The sequence below is a fragment of the Albimonas pacifica genome (assembly GCF_900113695.1).
GTDB lineage: Bacteria > Pseudomonadota > Alphaproteobacteria > Rhodobacterales > Rhodobacteraceae > Albimonas > Albimonas pacifica.
Window position 1 is genome coordinate 167121 of the sequence record NZ_FOQH01000008.1, and the last position, 15132, is coordinate 182252.

General features: G+C 70.3%; 14 protein-coding genes. All 14 read left to right on the plus strand.

What is annotated here, in order from left to right; translation table 11 throughout:
* The 14 genes from cdd (at position 1) to BM064_RS18040 (ending at position 15131) form a co-directional block, all read left to right on the plus strand.
* Positions 1 to 405, plus strand: coding sequence for a cytidine deaminase (cdd, locus tag BM064_RS17975; protein ID WP_092861855.1), 405 nt, complete (start codon positions 1 to 3; stop codon positions 403 to 405).
* Positions 406 to 704: 299 nt separating this feature from the next.
* Positions 705 to 1490 carry a purine-nucleoside phosphorylase gene (locus BM064_RS17980; RefSeq protein WP_092861857.1) on the plus strand — a complete coding sequence of 262 codons (786 nt, stop codon included), beginning with the start codon at positions 705 to 707 and terminating at the stop codon, positions 1488 to 1490.
* Positions 1487 to 2254: a deoxyribose-phosphate aldolase gene (gene deoC / locus BM064_RS17985; protein WP_092861859.1), complete on the plus strand. Its 768-nt coding sequence runs from the start codon at positions 1487 to 1489 to the stop codon at positions 2252 to 2254. The genes BM064_RS17980 and deoC overlap by 4 nt, the downstream gene beginning before the upstream one ends.
* On the plus strand, positions 2254 to 3585 hold the full coding sequence (gene deoA / locus BM064_RS17990; RefSeq protein WP_092861861.1) for a thymidine phosphorylase: 1332 nt from the start codon (positions 2254 to 2256) through the stop codon (positions 3583 to 3585). The genes deoC and deoA overlap by 1 nt, the downstream gene beginning before the upstream one ends.
* Positions 3585 to 4823: a phosphopentomutase gene (locus BM064_RS17995; RefSeq protein ID WP_092861863.1), complete on the plus strand. Its 1239-nt coding sequence runs from the start codon at positions 3585 to 3587 to the stop codon at positions 4821 to 4823. The genes deoA and BM064_RS17995 overlap by 1 nt, the downstream gene beginning before the upstream one ends.
* The gene (gene add, locus BM064_RS18000) at positions 4820 to 5785 is read left to right on the plus strand and encodes an adenosine deaminase (RefSeq protein ID WP_092861865.1); all 966 of its coding nucleotides are present in this window, start codon (positions 4820 to 4822) and stop codon (positions 5783 to 5785) included. The genes BM064_RS17995 and add overlap by 4 nt, the downstream gene beginning before the upstream one ends.
* Before the next feature lie 107 nt (positions 5786 to 5892).
* Positions 5893 to 6525, plus strand: coding sequence for a uracil phosphoribosyltransferase (upp, locus tag BM064_RS18005; RefSeq protein WP_092861867.1), 633 nt, complete (start codon positions 5893 to 5895; stop codon positions 6523 to 6525).
* A gap of 314 nt (positions 6526 to 6839) precedes the next feature.
* On the plus strand, positions 6840 to 8816 hold the full coding sequence (locus BM064_RS18010; RefSeq protein ID WP_177236315.1) for an AMP-binding protein: 1977 nt from the start codon (positions 6840 to 6842) through the stop codon (positions 8814 to 8816).
* A 275-nt stretch (positions 8817 to 9091) separates the two neighbouring features.
* Entirely contained in the window at positions 9092 to 9700 is a 609-nt protein-coding gene (locus tag BM064_RS18015; RefSeq protein ID WP_092861869.1) for a hypothetical protein, read from the plus strand.
* Between the two features lie 142 nt (positions 9701 to 9842).
* Positions 9843 to 10601 (plus strand): ABC transporter ATP-binding protein, encoded by a 759-nt coding sequence (locus BM064_RS18020; protein ID WP_092862258.1) that lies wholly within the window; start codon positions 9843 to 9845, stop codon positions 10599 to 10601.
* Positions 10602 to 10642: 41 nt separating this feature from the next.
* Positions 10643 to 11644, plus strand: a complete 1002-nt coding sequence (locus tag BM064_RS18025; RefSeq protein ID WP_092861871.1) for a branched-chain amino acid ABC transporter permease — start codon at positions 10643 to 10645, stop codon at positions 11642 to 11644.
* Positions 11645 to 11648: 4 nt separating this feature from the next.
* Complete coding sequence (locus tag BM064_RS18030; protein ID WP_092861873.1) at positions 11649 to 12725, plus strand: branched-chain amino acid ABC transporter permease; 1077 nt, start codon at positions 11649 to 11651, stop codon at positions 12723 to 12725.
* A 126-nt stretch (positions 12726 to 12851) separates the two neighbouring features.
* Positions 12852 to 14141, plus strand: coding sequence for an ABC transporter substrate-binding protein (locus tag BM064_RS18035; protein ID WP_092861875.1), 1290 nt, complete (start codon positions 12852 to 12854; stop codon positions 14139 to 14141).
* A gap of 102 nt (positions 14142 to 14243) precedes the next feature.
* On the plus strand, positions 14244 to 15131 hold the full coding sequence (locus BM064_RS18040) for an ABC transporter ATP-binding protein (protein WP_092861877.1): 888 nt from the start codon (positions 14244 to 14246) through the stop codon (positions 15129 to 15131).
* The last annotated feature ends 1 nt before the right edge of the window (position 15132 follow it).

Genomic DNA, 15132 nt, shown 5'->3' on the forward strand with positions numbered 1-15132 from the left:
ATGACCGGACCCGAGGACCTGTTCCGCGCGGCGCTCGCCGCCCGCGCCAAGGCCTATGCGCCGTTCTCGAATTTCGCGGTGGGGGTGGCGCTGCGCACCGCCTCGGGCGCGATCTTCTCGGGCGCCAACATCGAGAACCAGTCCTTCCCCGAGGGCTGGTGCGCCGAGACCACCGCCATCGGCCACATGATCATGGCCGCGACCGCCCTCGAGGACCGGGTGATCACGGAAGTGGTGGTGGCGGGCGAGCTTTCGACCCCGCTCACCCCCTGCGGCGGCTGCCGCCAGCGCCTGGCCGAGTTCGGCCGCCCCGACACCGTGGTCCATTCCGCCAATGCCGAGGGCATCCGCGCGAGCTGGACGCTGGCCGAGCTGCTGCCGGCGAGCTTCGCGATGGACGCGTAGGGCGCATTTCAATGCGCCGTTCCCCGGAGCCGGTTCGCGTGCGGCGCATTGAAATGCGCCCTACGCCGCGCCGCGCCGCGCCGCGAGCCGGGACGGGCAGGGCGCCCGCGGCGGCTGTGGCGCGCCCCAGGCTCGACCCGGGGCCTCCCGGTGTCCGCCCGCGCCCGGCCGGCGATCGCGCGGCGACGCCCCCCTCTCCATCCACGATTGCACTGGCGCGCCGGGTGCGCGAAGCCTAGATGCCACGGGGCCCGCCCGCCGGGCCCCGCCGACCTCGACCCCCGAGCCAAGGAGCGTCCATGACCCGAGCCGCCGAGATCATCGCAGACCGTGCCGGGCGCGCGCCCGTCCGGCTGGGCCTGGTGCTGGGCTCGGGACTGGGGGCGCTGGCCGACGAGCTCGAGGACGCGACCGCCTTCCCCTTCGCCGACCTGCCCGAGTTTCCCGTCTCCGGCGTCTCCGGCCATGCCGGCGCGCTGGTGGTCGGCACGCTCGAGGGGGTGCGCGTGGCGCTGCTCTCGGGCCGCGCCCATTACTACGAGAAGGGCGAGGCCGCGGTGATGCGCCCGGCGCTGGAGACGGTGAAGGCGCTCGGCGCCGACACGGTGCTGCTGACCAACTCGGCAGGCTCCCTGCGCGACGAGATGCCCCCGGGCTCGCTGATGAGCCTGATGGACCACATGTCGATCTCCGGCCTCAACCCGCTGATCGGGGAGGCGACCGACGACCGCTTCGTCAACATGGTCGACGCCTACGCCCCCCACCTGCGCGCCCGCCTCAAGGCCGCCGACGAGATGCTCAACGAGGGCGTCTACGCCTGGTTCTCCGGCCCCAGCTTCGAGACCCCGGCCGAGATCCGCGCCGCCCGCATCCTGGGCGCGGACGCGGTGGGCATGTCCACGGTCCCCGAGACGATCCTCGCCCGCTTCCTGGGGCTGGAGGTCGCCGCCGTCTCGGTGATCACCAACTACGGCGCCGGGATGACCGGCCGCCCCCTCTCCCACGCCGAGACGAAATCGGAGGCCGCCAAGGCCCAGACGCGCTTCCGCGCCCTGGTCCGCGCCTTCGTGCGGAGCTTCGCATGACCGACCTGCTCGCCGAACAGGATGCCGCGCGCCTGGCGCTGCGCTGCCTGGACCTGACCAACCTCAACGACGACTGCGACGAGGACGCGATCCGCGCGCTGGCCGAGCGGGCGGTGACCCGCTACGGCTCGGTCGCCGCGCTCTGCGTCTGGCCCCGCTTCGCGCGTCTGGCGCGCGAGATCGCGGCGCCGGACGTGAAGATCGCCACCGTCGTGGTCTTCCCCACCGGCGAGGCCACCGACGAGGAGGCGATGGAGGAGACGCGCGACGCGCTCTTCGAAGGCGCCGACGAGATCGACATGGTGATCCCCTGGCGCGAGCTGATGGAGGGGCGCGACGCCTCGGTCCGCAGCCGGGTCGAGCGGGTGAAGCGCGCCGCCGGCGACGCCCCTGTGAAGGCGATCCTCGAGACCGGCGTGCTGGAAAGCGCCGCGATGATGCGTCGCGCCGCCGACGCGGCGATCGAGGGGGGCGCGGACTTCCTCAAGACCTCCACCGGCAAGGTGCCGGTGAACGCCACGCTCTCGGCGGCCGAGATCCTGCTGACCGCGATCTCGCAGGCCGACCGCCCGCTGGGCTTCAAGGCCGCCGGCGGCATCCGCACCACGGCCGAGGCCTGGGCCTACCTGGAGATGGCCGACCGGATCATGGGCGAGGGCTGGGCTAGCCCCCAGACCTTCCGCTTCGGCGCCTCGGGCCTTCTGGACAGCCTGATCGCGACCCTGAACGGCGCCGCCCCCGTCACCGCCGCAGAGGGCTACTGATGCTGCCGCAGGAAGTGATCCTCAAGAAGCGCGCGGGCCAGGCGCTGGCGCCCGAGGAGATCCGCTATTTCGTCGAGGGCCTGACCTCGGGCGCCGTCTCCGAAGGGCAGGTGGCCGCGCTCGCCATGGCCGTCTACTTCCAGGGCATGACCCTGCCCGAGCGGGTGGTGCTGACCGAGGCGATGCGCGACTCCGGCGAGGTCCTGAAGTGGGATCTTCCGGGCCCGGTCGCCGACAAGCACTCCACCGGGGGCGTGGGCGACAACGTCTCGCTGATGCTGGCGCCGGCGCTCGCGGCCTGCGGGGTCTACGTGCCGATGATCTCCGGCCGCGGCCTCGGCCACACCGGCGGCACGCTCGACAAGCTCGGCTCGATCCCCGGCTACGACGTCGCCCCCGGCCCGGAGGCGCTGGAGCGGGTGGTGCGCGAGGTCGGCTGCGCCGTCATCGGCCAGACCGCCGAGATCGCCCCCGCCGACAAGCGTTTCTACGGCATCCGCGACGTGACGGGGACGGTGGAGAGCCTCGACCTGATCACCGCCTCCATCCTGTCGAAGAAGCTGGCGGCCGGCCTCGACGCGCTGGTGCTCGACGTCAAATGCGGCTCCGGCGCCTTCATGGGCACGCGGGCGGAGGCCGAGGCGCTGGCCCGCTCCCTCGTCGGGGTCGCCAACGGCGCGGGCTGCACCACCTCCGCCCTGATCACCGACATGGACGAGCCGCTCGCCACCGCCTGCGGCAACGCGCTCGAGGTCGCCAACGCGGTGCGCTTCCTGACCGGGGCCGAGGTCGACCCGCGCCTGTGGGACGTCACCGTGGCGCTCGGCGGCGAGCTCCTCGCCCTCTCCGGCATCGCCGCCAACGCCGAGGACGGCGAGGCCCGCATCTCCCGCGTGTTCGAGAACGGCCGCGCGGCGGAGACCTTCGCGCGCATGGTCTCCGCCCTCGGCGGCCCCACCGACTTCGTGGAGAGCTTCTCCCTCTATCTGGAAGACGCCCCCATCGTCCTCGACATCCCGCCCCCGTCCGAGGGCATCGTGCAGGCCGTGAACGGCCGCGCGCTCGGCAACGCGGTGGTCGAGCTGGGCGGCGGCCGCCGCAAGCCGGAGGACGCGATCGACCCGGCCGTCGGCCTCTCCGACTGCGCGTCCATCGGGGCGGTGGTCGACGGCGACTTCCCGCTGGCCCGCGTCCACGCCCGCAGCCACGACGACGCCCGCCGCGCCGCCGAGCGGGTCATCGCCGCCTACACGATCGGCGAGACGGCGCCCGAGGTCCCCGACGCGATCCTCGGCCGCATCGGCCCCAAGGACGTGACGGAGACCGCCTGATGGCCCGCGCCTTCCTCTTCGTGATGGACTCGGTCGGCATCGGCGGCGCCCCCGACGCCGCCGCCTTCGGGGACGAGGGCGCGGACACGCTCGGCCACATCGCCCGCGAATGCGCCGAGGGCCGGGCGGACGACGGCCGCTCCGGCCCCCTCTCGCTCCCCAACCTCTGCGCGCTGGGCATCGGCGACGCCGCCGAGGTCGCCTCCGGCGCCGTCCCCCCGGGCCTGAGCAAGGGCGCCGAGGCCTGTTTCGCGGCCGGCGAGGAGGTCTCCGCCGGCAAGGACACGATCACCGGCCACTGGGAGCTGGCCGGCGCGCCCCTCTCGCAGGACTGGCATTACTTCCCCAACACCCGCCCCGCCTTCCCCGGCGCGTTGGTCGAGCGCCTGATCGAGGCCGGCGGCCTGCCGGGCATCCTCGGCGACGAGCATGCCTCGGGCACCGAGATCATCGCCCGCCTCGGCGAGGAGAGCGTCGCGACCGGCCGCCCCATCGTCTACACCTCCGCCGACAGCGTCCTGCAGATCGCGGCCCACGAGGAGGCCTTTGGATTGGAGCGCCTCTATGCGCTCTGCGAGGCCTCGCGAGAGATCCTCGACGACATGGGCCTGCGCGTCGGCCGGGTCATCGCCCGCCCCTTCACCGGCGAGGACGCCACCACCTTCCAGCGCACCCCCAACCGCCACGACTACGCCGTGCCCCCGCCGGAACCGACGCTGTGCGACCGCGTCGTCGCCGCGGGCGGGCGCACGGTGGGCATTGGAAAAATCCAGGACATCTTCGCGGGGCAGGGGGTTCCGGAAAGCCTCAAGGGTCCCGACGACATGGCCCTCTTCACGCTCGCCTGCGGGGCGATCCGCGACGCGGGCCCCGGCGACTTCGTCTTCGCGAACTTCGTGCAGTTCGACAGCGACTTCGGCCACCGCCGCGACCCCGCCGGCTACGCCCGCCACCTCGAGGCCTTCGACGCCCGCCTGCCGGAGGCGCTGAGCCTCCTGCAGCCCGGCGACCTCCTCCTGATCGTCGCCGACCACGGCAACGACCCCACCTGGACCGGCACCGACCACACGCGCGAGCGGGTTCCCGTGCTCTGCGCCGGCCCAGACGTCGCGCCCGGAAACCACGGCGTCGTGCGCTTCGCCGACGTGGCCGAGACGCTGGCCGCCCACCTCGGCCTCGCGCCTGGGCGGCACGGCGAGCCGTTTCTCCCCCTCCCGGCACGGAAGAGTCCGAGATGACCGCCAAGATCGAGCTTCACCTGCACATCGAAGGCGCCACGCCCCCGGCGCTGGCCCGCGAGGTCGCGGCCCGCAAGGGCGTCAGCACCCACGGCATGTTCGCCGAGGACGGCGGCTACGCCTGGGAGGACTTCACCGACTTCCTGCGCGCCTACGACCGGGTCGCCGCCCTCTTCGTCACGCCCGAGGATCACCGCCAGCTCGCCGAGTCGGTGCTGCGCGAGTGCGCCAAGCACGGGGTGATCTACGCCGAGCTCGCGATCTCCTCGGACCACGTGGCCGAGGGCGATCCCGTGCGCTTCGCCGAATACCTCGCCGCCATCACCGAGGGCGCGGAGGCCGCGGAGACCGCGACCGGCATCAAGGCCAATTTCGTCGCCACCACCATCCGCCACCTCGGCCCCGACCGCGCCGCCCGCGCCGCGCGGCTGGCGGTGGACTGCGGGCACCCGCGGGTCACCGGCCTCGGCCTCGCAGGGGACGAGCGGCTGTTCCATCCCGCCGACTTCGCCCCCGCCTTCGACATCGCCCGCGAGGGGGGCCTGAAGCTGACCGCCCACGCCGGCGAGGCCTGCGGGGCGCAGAGCGTGCGCGACGCGCTCGACGCGCTGAAGCTCGACCGGGTCGACCACGGAGTGCGCGCCGTCGAGGATCCCGCGCTGCTCGCGCGGATCATCGACGAGGGCGTGCACCTCGCGACCTGCCCGGGCTCCAACGTGGCGCTGATGTCCTATCGCGACTGGCGCGCGCATCCGATCGGGCAGCTTCGGGCGATGGGGGCCAGGGCCTCGGTCTCCACCGACGACCCGCCGTTCTTCCAGACCGACATGACCCGCGAATACCTCGAGCTGACCTCCGCCTTCGGCTGGGGCCCGGCCGAGTTCGCCGCCATGGCCCGCGACGCGCTCGACGCCGCCTTCTGCGACGCGGCCACGAAGGCGGAGCTCGCCGCGCGCCTGTAGGGCGCGATTCCCTGCGCCATCCCGCCCGCGCGCGCGCGGGCGGGCGCGATGGACGATCGCGTCCGGGGCTGGCATGTAGTCCTCAGTCCGTCAGCAGGAGCGCGCCCATGTCCGAGCATCTCACCATCGTCGAGCACCCGCTGGTGCAGCACAAGCTGACCCTGATGCGGGAGAAGTCGACCTCGACCGCCTCCTTCCGCCAGCTGCTGCGCGAAATCTCGCTGCTGCTGGGCTACGAGGCGCTCAAGGACCTGCCGCTGACCGAGATCGCCATCGACACGCCCCTGACCGAGATGCGCGCCCCGGTGCTGGCCGGCAAGAAGCTGGCGCTGATCTCGATCCTGCGGGCGGGCAACGGGCTGCTCGACGGGATTCTCGAACTGGCGCCGGCGGCGCGGGTCGGCTTCGTGGGCCTCTATCGCGACGAGGCGACGCTGAAGCCGGTGCAGTATTACTGCAAGGTGCCCGCCGACCTCGCCGACCGCCCGGTGCTGGTGGTGGACCCGATGCTGGCGACCGGCAACTCCTCGGCCGCGGCGGTGGACCTGCTGAAGGAGCGGGGGGCGCATGACATCCGCTTCCTGTGCCTGCTCGCCGCCCCCGAGGGGGTGGAGCGGATGCGCCAGGCCCATCCCGACGTGCGCATCGTCACCGCCGCGCTGGACGAGAAGCTCAACGACAAGGGCTACATCGTCCCCGGCCTGGGCGACGCCGGCGACCGGATGTTCGGCACCAAGTGACGCGGGCGCGGGCGGCCTCGGCGCGCCCCGCAACCGTTTCCCCGTGCGAGGAATTTTCCCGCGCGGCGGAGGGCGGAAAATCGCCGCGGATCGCCCCCTCGGGCCGATTCGCGGCCCCGGCGGGTCTTGCGCCCGGCGCGTCGGCGCCGTAAGAGAATCGAAAGCGTTCGAACGACCCCGGCCGGAGAGCCGGCCGCCGACCGCGACCGGATTGGGAGACCCGGCCGCAGCCCCGTCGACGGCATGACAGGAACGCGCATCTGGGAGGTTTGACCCGTCGCGCCCCGCGGCGGATCGAAGGGAGGACATCGCCGGTGAGCACTTCGCCCGCGCCGAACGGCGCGCTCGACACGTTTCCGAAGCTCCTCGACCACAACGCCCGCGTCCGCGGCGGCCGCCCGGCTGCGCGCGAGAAGATGTACGGCATCTGGCAGACCTGGACCTGGTCGGAGCTGCGCGAGGAGGCCCGGGCGCTGGCCATGGGGCTGATGGGCCTCGGTCTGCAGCCGGGCGAGCGGGTGGCGATCGTGGGCAAGAACCGCCCGCAGCTCTACTGGTCGATGGTCTCGTGCCAGATGTGCGGCGCGGTGCCGGTGCCGGTCTATTCCGACGCCGCCGCCGACGAGATGGCCTATGTGCTCGACCATTCCGGCGCCGCCTTCGCCATCGTCGAGGACCAGGAGCAGGTCGACAAGCTGCTGCAGGTGGTGGAGCTGGAGCAGGCGCCGGCCCTGCGCCACATGATCTACCTCGACCCCCGGGGCCTGCGGAAATACGACCACACCACCCTGCACGCCTTCGCCGAGGTGGTGGCGAACGGGCAGGGCGCCGCGGCCGAGGCGGGCCCGAGGATCGACGCGATCTGCGCCGCCCAGCAGGGCGCAGACACCTGCGTGATGCTCTACACCTCCGGCACCACCGGGCGCTCGAAGGGCGTGGTGCTGTCGAACGACAACATCATCGTCACCGCGCGCGCGACGGCCGAGTTCGACAAGCTGGTCGAGACCGACAGCGTCCTCGCCTACCTGCCGATGGCCTGGGTGGGGGACTTCATCTTCTCGATGGGCCAGGCCTATGTCGCGGGCTTCTGCGTCAGCTGCCCCGAGAGCCCGGACACCATGATGTCCGACCTCAAGGAGATCGGGCCGACCTATTTCTTCGCGCCCCCCCGGATCTTCGAGACGCTGCTGACCAACGTCTCGATCCGGATGGAGGACGCCGGGACCTTCAAGAAGAAGCTCTACGACGGCTACATGGCCCATGCCCGCCGGGTGGGCGCGGACATTCTCGACGGCAAGCCGGTCTCGGCCGCGGACCGGGCGAAATACGCGCTGGGCGAGCTCCTGGTCTACGCGCCGCTCAAGAACGCGCTGGGCCTGTCGAACGTGCGCGTGGGCTACACCGCGGGCGAGGCGATCGGGCCGGAGATCTTCCAGTTCTACCGCTCGCTCGGGATCAACCTGAAGCAGCTCTACGGGCAGACCGAGGCTTCGGTGTTCATCACCGTGCAGCCCGACGGCGAGGTGCGCGCCGACACCGTGGGCGTGCCCGCCCCCGGCGTCGAGATCCAGATCCGCGAGAGCGGGGAGATCTACTACCGCTCCCCCGGCGTCTTCCAGGAATACTACAAGAACCCCGAGGCGACCGCCGACACCAAGGACGCCGAGGGCTGGGTCGCCACCGGCGACGCGGGCTTCTTCGAGGAAGGCACCGGCCACCTGCGCATCATCGACCGCGCCAAGGACGTGGGCAAGCTCTCCTCCGGCGCGCTGTTCGCGCCCAAGTACGTCGAGAACAAGCTGAAGTTCTTCCCCTCGGTGCTCGAGGCGGTGGTCTTCGGCGCCGACCGCGACCGCTGCGTGGCCTTCGTCAACATCGACCTCTCGGCGGTGGGCAACTGGGCCGAGCGCAACAACATCTCCTACGCCTCCTACCAGGAGCTCGCGGGCCATCCCAAGGTCTACGACATGATCCAGGAGCACATGGAGGAGGTGAACGCCTCGCTGGCGCAGGACGACATGCTCTCGGGCTGCCAGGTGCATCGCTTCCTGGTGCTGCACAAGGAGCTCGACGCCGACGACGGCGAGATGACCCGCACCCGCAAGGTCCGCCGCCGCATCGTCGAGGAGCGCTACGCGCCCCTGATCGAGGCGCTCTACGCCGGCGCGTCGGAGGTCTACGCCTCGGTCGAGGTGACCTACGAGGACGGGCGCAAGGGCGCGATCTCGGCCACGCTGCAGATCCGCGACGCCAAGGTGTTTCCTGCGGGCGCGAAGGTCGCCGCCGAATGAGCTTGGCGCTCCTGCATGCCGCCGGCGCCCCGTCGGGGCTCGGCCCGGCCGGCCTGTCCGTCCCCCGGGACGGCGCGGGCCGGTCGGCCGCGGCGTCATGCCGGAAGATGCATACGTGCTTAACGCCACGGATCGGTGTAAACTTCTCGTTCACGATGCCCGGGGCGCGTCCCGGCCGACGCACGGAGCGGGAGGGCTCCGCGGCGGGCCGGACCCCTCGGGGGTCGCGCGTGCGTATGCGGCGGAGCTCCCGCCGCCTGTATCGGAGTAACGAGATGCGCCCCGATTTCCTCGGAACCGCGCGGCGGGCCCTGTGCGGGCTGGCGGTCGCGCTGCCCCTCGCCGGCCTCGGCGCGCCCGCGCTGGCGGGCCAGACCGAGAACGACTGGTACGAGTTCGCCTTCCACCGCTGCGCCGAGCCGATCATGCGCAACGCGGCCATCGTCACCGGCGACCTCAACCCGATGAACCCGCTGGACGCGAACCGGATCGACGTGCGCTCGAACGGCGTCGCCTGGCACTCGGTCGGCATCGTGCCGATCCTCGTGCACATGGAGCACGTGGCGGGTTCCGAGACCTACAAGGGCTGCCGCGTGGCGTTCCCGATCACCACCGCCACCACGGTGCCGATCGACATCGCCGAGGCGATCGCCAAGTTCGAGACCTGGATCGAGAACAACACCGACAACCGCACGTTCCGCGACGTGGCCTGTCCCTTCGGCGACAACCGCACCTACGCGCGCAAGATCAAGACCCGCGGCGAGACCCGCCCGGGCGTGAACGTGTCCATCGTCATCGAGGCGGGCGCCGGGAACGCCTTCCTCTTCTTCGCCGCCGTCGAGGAACCGATCGGCGTCGGCGAATGCATCAACAGCAGCGGCTGATCGGACGGCGGGGTCCATCGGCCGCTCGCGAAGGGAGGCGCGAGTGAGCATTCATGCAGCCGAGGCGGCGTCCGACGACGTCGCCTACGCCAGCCAGGAAGAGGCCCACGGCATCGAGCCGCGGCGCATCGGCGGCACGGTGATGGAGATGAAGAACATCACGCTCCGCTTCGGCGGCGTGACGGCCATCAAGGACATCTCCTTCGACATCAAAGAGCACGAGATCCGCGCCATCATCGGCCCCAACGGGGCCGGCAAGTCCTCGATGCTCAACGTGATCAACGGCTTCTATCACCCCCAGGAGGGGGAGATCTGGTTCCGCGGCGCGAAGCGCGGGCCGATGAAGCCCTATGAGATCGCCCAGCAGGGGATCGCCCGCACCTTCCAGAACATCGCGCTCTTCAAGGGCATGACGACGCTCGACAACATCATGACGGGCCGCATGACCATGATGAAGACGAACTTCTGGCAGCAGGCGATGTGGTGGGGATCCGCCCAGCGCGAGGAGGTCGAGCACCGCCGCCGGGTCGAGGAGATCATCGACTTCCTCGAGATCCAGGCGATCCGCAAGACCCCCGTCGGCCGCCTCCCCTACGGTCTGCAGAAGCGCGTCGAGCTGGGCCGGGCGCTGGCGGCCGAGCCCAAGCTGCTGCTCCTCGACGAGCCGATGGCCGGCATGAACGTCGAGGAGAAGGAGGACATGTGCCGCTTCATCCTCGACGTGAACGACGAGTTCGGGACCACCATCGCGCTGATCGAGCATGACATGGGCGTGGTCATGGACATCGCCGACCGGGTGGTGGTGCTCGACTACGGACGCAAGATCGGGGACGGGACCCCCGAGGAGGTCCGCGCCAACCAGGACGTGATCGACGCCTATCTCGGCGTCAGCCACGACTGAACCCTTTCCATCGACGCGATCCACAGGGAGGGGACCGCGGCATGAGCGCCGAATTTCTCTACACCATCGAGGTGATCCTGAACGGGCTGCTGACGGGCGTGATGTATTCGCTCGTCGCGCTGGGCTTCGTTCTGATCTTCAAGGCCTCGGGCATCTTCAACTATTCGCAGGGCGTCATGGCGCTCTTCGCGGCCCTGACGCTGGTCGGCTTCCAGGACGGGCAGGTGCCCTTCGCGGAACTCATCAACGCCGTGCTGGGCACCGAGATCCACGGCTTCGGCTGGGAGATGCCGACGATCCTCGCGATCCTCTGCGCGCTGGCGGTGATGCTGCTCTTCGCCATCCTGGTCGAGCGGATCATCCTCAAGCATCTGGTGAACCAGGAGCCGATCATCCTGTTCATGGCCACCATCGGGCTCGCCTACTTCCTCGAGGGGTTCGGCGACCTGATGTGGGGCTCCGACATCAAGGCGCTGGACCTGGGCCTGCCCCAGGGCGGCAGCTTCTGGATCGAGGACATGACCGTCAGCTGGGCGGCCGAGGACTCGGGCTTCTACGGGATGTACATCGACAAGCTCGACCTGATCGCGGCGGGCGTGGCGGTGGCGCTGGTGGTCGCGCTGACGGCCTTCAGCCAGTACACGCGCATCGGCCGCGCGCTGCGGGCGGTCGCCGACGACCACCAGGCGGCGCTGTCGGTGGGCATCTCGCTGCGGTTCATCTGGGTGGTGACCTGGGCGATCGCGGGCTTCGTGGCGCTGGTCGCGGGCTCGATGTGGGGGGCGAAGTCGGGGGTGCAGTTCTCGCTGTCGCTGATCGCGCTGAAGGCCCTGCCGGTGCTGATGCTGGGCGGGTTCACCTCGATCCCCGGCGCCATCGTGGGCGGGCTGATCATCGGGGTCGGCGAGAAGCTTTTCGAGTTCGCCATCGGCCCGATGGTCGGCGGCGCCACCGAGAACTGGTTCGCCTACGTGCTGGCGCTGATCTTCCTGGTGTTCCGACCCCAGGGCCTGTTCGGCGACAAGATCATCGAGAGGGTCTAGATCGATGCTTTACCGTGAGGCCGGCGACTACAAGACGTCCTACGTCGACGACGCCCAGACCTTCCCGATCGCCTTCGACCGCTGGCGCTACTACGTGGTGCTGGTCGTCGCCTTCGCGATCATCCCGGTGTTCATCTCCGACTACATGGCCAAGTCGGTGATGATCCCCTTCCTGGTGTTCTGCATCGCGGCGATGGGGCTCAATATCCTGACCGGCTACTGCGGGCAGGTCAGCCTCGGCACCGGCGGGTTCATGGCGGTGGGGGCCTACGCCTCCTACAAGCTGATGACCGCCTTCCCCGAGCTGAACATCTTCTTCGTGGTGCTGCTCTCGGGCGGGATCACCGCCGCCGTAGGGGCGCTGTTCGGGCTGCCGTCCCTCAGGATCAAGGGCTTCTACCTGGCGGTCGCGACGCTGGCGGCGCAGTTCTTCCTGGTGTGGCTCTTCAACAAGGTGCCGTGGTTCTTCAACTACTCGGCCACCGGCCAGATCACGGCGCCGCCGCGCTCGGTCTTCGGGGTCGACGTGACGGGGCCGGAGGTGCCGGCCTGGGGCGCCTACCTGTTCTGCGCGGTCTTCGTGTTCCTGCTCGCCTGGCTGATGCGCAACCTCACCCGCGGGCGGGTCGGGCGGCAGTGGATGGCGATCCGGGACATGGACATCGCCGCCGAGATCATCGGCGTGAACCCGCTGCGCACCAAGCTCTCGGCCTTCGCCGTCAGCTCGTTCTACGTGGGGATCGCGGGGGCGCTGTTCTTCTCGGTCTATCTCGGCGCGGCCGAGCCGACCGAGGCCTTCGGCATCAACCAGTCCTTCCTGGTGCTGTTCATGATCATCATCGGCGGCCTCGGCTCGATCTTCGGCTGTTTCGCGGGCGCGGCCTTCATGATCATGATGCCGGTGCTGCTGAAGAACCTGATGGTCGACGGCATGGGCTGGCCCACCACCATCGCCACGCATTTCGAGTTCGTCATCGTCGGCGCGCTGATCGTGGCCTTCCTGATCCTGGAGCCGCACGGCCTCGCGCAGCTGTGGCGCCTGATGAAGGAAAAGCTCCGCCTGTGGCCCTTCCCGCACTGACGGGGACGCTTCTGGGGAACGCCCCGGTCCGCCGTCCTGGGAGGCGACGGCGGACCGGCAACATCACCAAGACCCCGGCATACGGGGCGGGGAGATCGAATTCAGACAGTTAGGGAGGCAAACCGCATGAAACTGTCCCGTCTGGCCGCCGTGGCGGCCGCCGCCATGATCGCCGCGAGCCCCGCGCTCGCCGACCTCAACGTTCCGGCGCTGAACTACCGCACCGGCCCCTACGCGCCGTCGGGCATTCCCTACGCCGACGGCTTCTCCGACTACATGACGCTTCTCAACGAGCGCGACGGCGGCGTCGGCGGCGAGCGCATCAACGTCATGGAGTGCGAGACCGCCTACAACACCCAGAAGGGCGTCGAGTGCTACGAGGCGCTCAAGGGCGAGAACCCGCTGGTCTTCATCCCGCAGTCCACCGGCATCACCTACCAGCTGATCCCCAAGGCCTCGGCCGACGGGATCCCGGTGCACTCGATGGCCTACGGGCGCACCTCGGCCGTCAACGGCAAGGTGTTCGAGTGGGTGTTCATCATGCCCGGCACCTACTGGGACGCCGCCTCGATGATGGTCAAATACGCCATGGAGCAGGAGGGCGGGTCGCTCGAGGGCAAGAAGATCGCGCTCGTCTACCACAACTCCGCCTACGGCAAGGAGCCGATCCGCACGCTGGAGGAGCTGTCGAAGAAGCACGGCTACACCCTCACCCAGCTCGCCGTCGACCACCCGGGCCAGGAGCAGAAGTCCCAGTGGCTGCAGATCCGGCGCGAGCGTCCGGACTACGTCTTCATGTGGGGCTGGGGCGTGATGAACTCGGTCGCCATCCAGGAGGCCGCCAACATCCGCTTCCCGATGGACAAGTTCATCGGCGTGTGGTGGTCGGGCTCCGAGGCGGACGTGCTGCCCGCCGGCGCGGGCGCGGACGGCTACAAGTCGATCACCTGGCACAAGCCCGGCGCCGACTTCCCCGCCTACGAGCAGATCAAGACCCTGGTGCATGACAAGGGCAAGGCCGCCGGCGACGGCACCACGATCGGCGAGGTCGGCTACAACCGCGGCGTCTACGCGGCCGTGATCGTGACCGAGGCGATCAAGGCCGCCCAGGAGGCGACCGGCAAGTCGAACATCACCGCCGCCGACATGCGCGACGCCTACGAGACGCTGACCATCACCGCCGAGCGGTGGGCCGAGATCGGGCTGCCCGAGTTCGCCCAGCCCCTGCAGGCCTCCTGCGCGGACCACGGCGCGCCGCACATGGGCGCGATCCAGCAGTGGAACGCCTCGGAGAAGACCTGGACGCTGGTCTCGGACTTCATGACCCCCGACGAGGAGGTCGTGGGCCCGCTGATCGAAGAGGACTCGATGGCCTACGCCGCCGAGAACAACATCACCCCGCGCACCTGCGAGTGATCGCGGCCTGAGCGAACCCGGCGGGGGCCCACGGGCCCCCGCCGCCCCCCCGAAGAATTCCCCGGCCGCCCCCGCGCGGCCGCCAGCCGGAGCGCTCCGACGATGACCGACGCCGCCCTCGCGGAAGCCAAAGCCGCCGCCGCCGTGGCCACCACCGACGCCGAGCTCTCGGCCGATCCCGCGCCGGGCGAGCCGCTGCTGCGGGTCTCGAACATCGAGGTCATCTACAACCACGTGATCCTGGTGCTGAAGGGCGTCAGCCTGACCGTGCCCAAGGGCGGCATCACCGCGCTGCTGGGCGGCAACGGCGCCGGCAAGACCACCACGCTCAAGGCGATCTCGGGCCTGCTGAAGTCCGAGCGCGGCGAGGTCACCAAGGGCCGCATCCTCTACCGCGGCCGCGACGTGGCCGCCGGCGATCCGGCCGAGCTGGTGAAGTCCGGCGTCATCCAGGTGATGGAAGGCCGCCACTGCTTCGAGCATCTGACGGTCGAGGAGAACCTGATGACCGGCGCCTACACCCGCACCGGCGGGCGCGCCGAGATCGCCCGCGACCTGGAGATGGTCTACACCTACTTCCCCCGCCTGAAGGAGCGTCGCAGCTCGCTCGCCGGCTACACCTCGGGCGGCGAGCAGCAGATGTGCGCCATCGGCCGCGCGCTGATGTCCCGCCCCGAGACGGTGCTGCTGGACGAGCCCTCGATGGGCCTCGCCCCCCAGCTCGTCGAGCAGATTTTTGAAATCGTCAAATCTATCAACGAGAAAGAAGGGGTGTCCTTCCTGCTCGCCGAGCAGAACACCAACGTCGCGCTCCGCTACGCCCACTACGGCTACATCCTGGAAAGCGGCCGGGTGGTGATGGACGGCGAGGCCAAGGCGCTGCGCGAGAACCAGGACGTGAAGGAGTTCTACCTCGGCATGTCCGACCAGGGCCGCAAGTCCTTCCGCGAGGTCCGCTCCTACCGCCGCCGCAAGCGCTGGCTGAGCTGAG

What these genes read in the sequence shown, in the direction of transcription:
- deoA (WP_092861861.1), top strand. Translation starts at nt 2,254, where the DNA reads ATGCTGCCGCAGGAAGTGATCCTCAAGAAGCGCGCGGGCCAGGCGCTG.
- deoC (WP_092861859.1), top strand. Translation starts at nt 1,487, where the DNA reads ATGACCGACCTGCTCGCCGAACAGGATGCCGCGCGCCTGGCGCTGCGC.
- BM064_RS18025 (WP_092861871.1), top strand. Translation starts at nt 10,643, where the DNA reads ATGAGCGCCGAATTTCTCTACACCATCGAGGTGATCCTGAACGGGCTG.
- BM064_RS18030 (WP_092861873.1), top strand. Translation starts at nt 11,649, where the DNA reads ATGCTTTACCGTGAGGCCGGCGACTACAAGACGTCCTACGTCGACGAC.
- BM064_RS17995 (WP_092861863.1), top strand. Translation starts at nt 3,585, where the DNA reads ATGGCCCGCGCCTTCCTCTTCGTGATGGACTCGGTCGGCATCGGCGGC.
- BM064_RS18040 (WP_092861877.1), top strand. Translation starts at nt 14,244, where the DNA reads ATGACCGACGCCGCCCTCGCGGAAGCCAAAGCCGCCGCCGCCGTGGCC.
- BM064_RS18015 (WP_092861869.1), top strand. Translation starts at nt 9,092, where the DNA reads ATGCGCCCCGATTTCCTCGGAACCGCGCGGCGGGCCCTGTGCGGGCTG.
- BM064_RS18035 (WP_092861875.1), top strand. Translation starts at nt 12,852, where the DNA reads ATGAAACTGTCCCGTCTGGCCGCCGTGGCGGCCGCCGCCATGATCGCC.
- upp (WP_092861867.1), top strand. Translation starts at nt 5,893, where the DNA reads ATGTCCGAGCATCTCACCATCGTCGAGCACCCGCTGGTGCAGCACAAG.
- cdd (WP_092861855.1), top strand. Translation starts at nt 1, where the DNA reads ATGACCGGACCCGAGGACCTGTTCCGCGCGGCGCTCGCCGCCCGCGCC.
- BM064_RS18020 (WP_092862258.1), top strand. Translation starts at nt 9,843, where the DNA reads ATGGAGATGAAGAACATCACGCTCCGCTTCGGCGGCGTGACGGCCATC.
- add (WP_092861865.1), top strand. Translation starts at nt 4,820, where the DNA reads ATGACCGCCAAGATCGAGCTTCACCTGCACATCGAAGGCGCCACGCCC.
- BM064_RS17980 (WP_092861857.1), top strand. Translation starts at nt 705, where the DNA reads ATGACCCGAGCCGCCGAGATCATCGCAGACCGTGCCGGGCGCGCGCCC.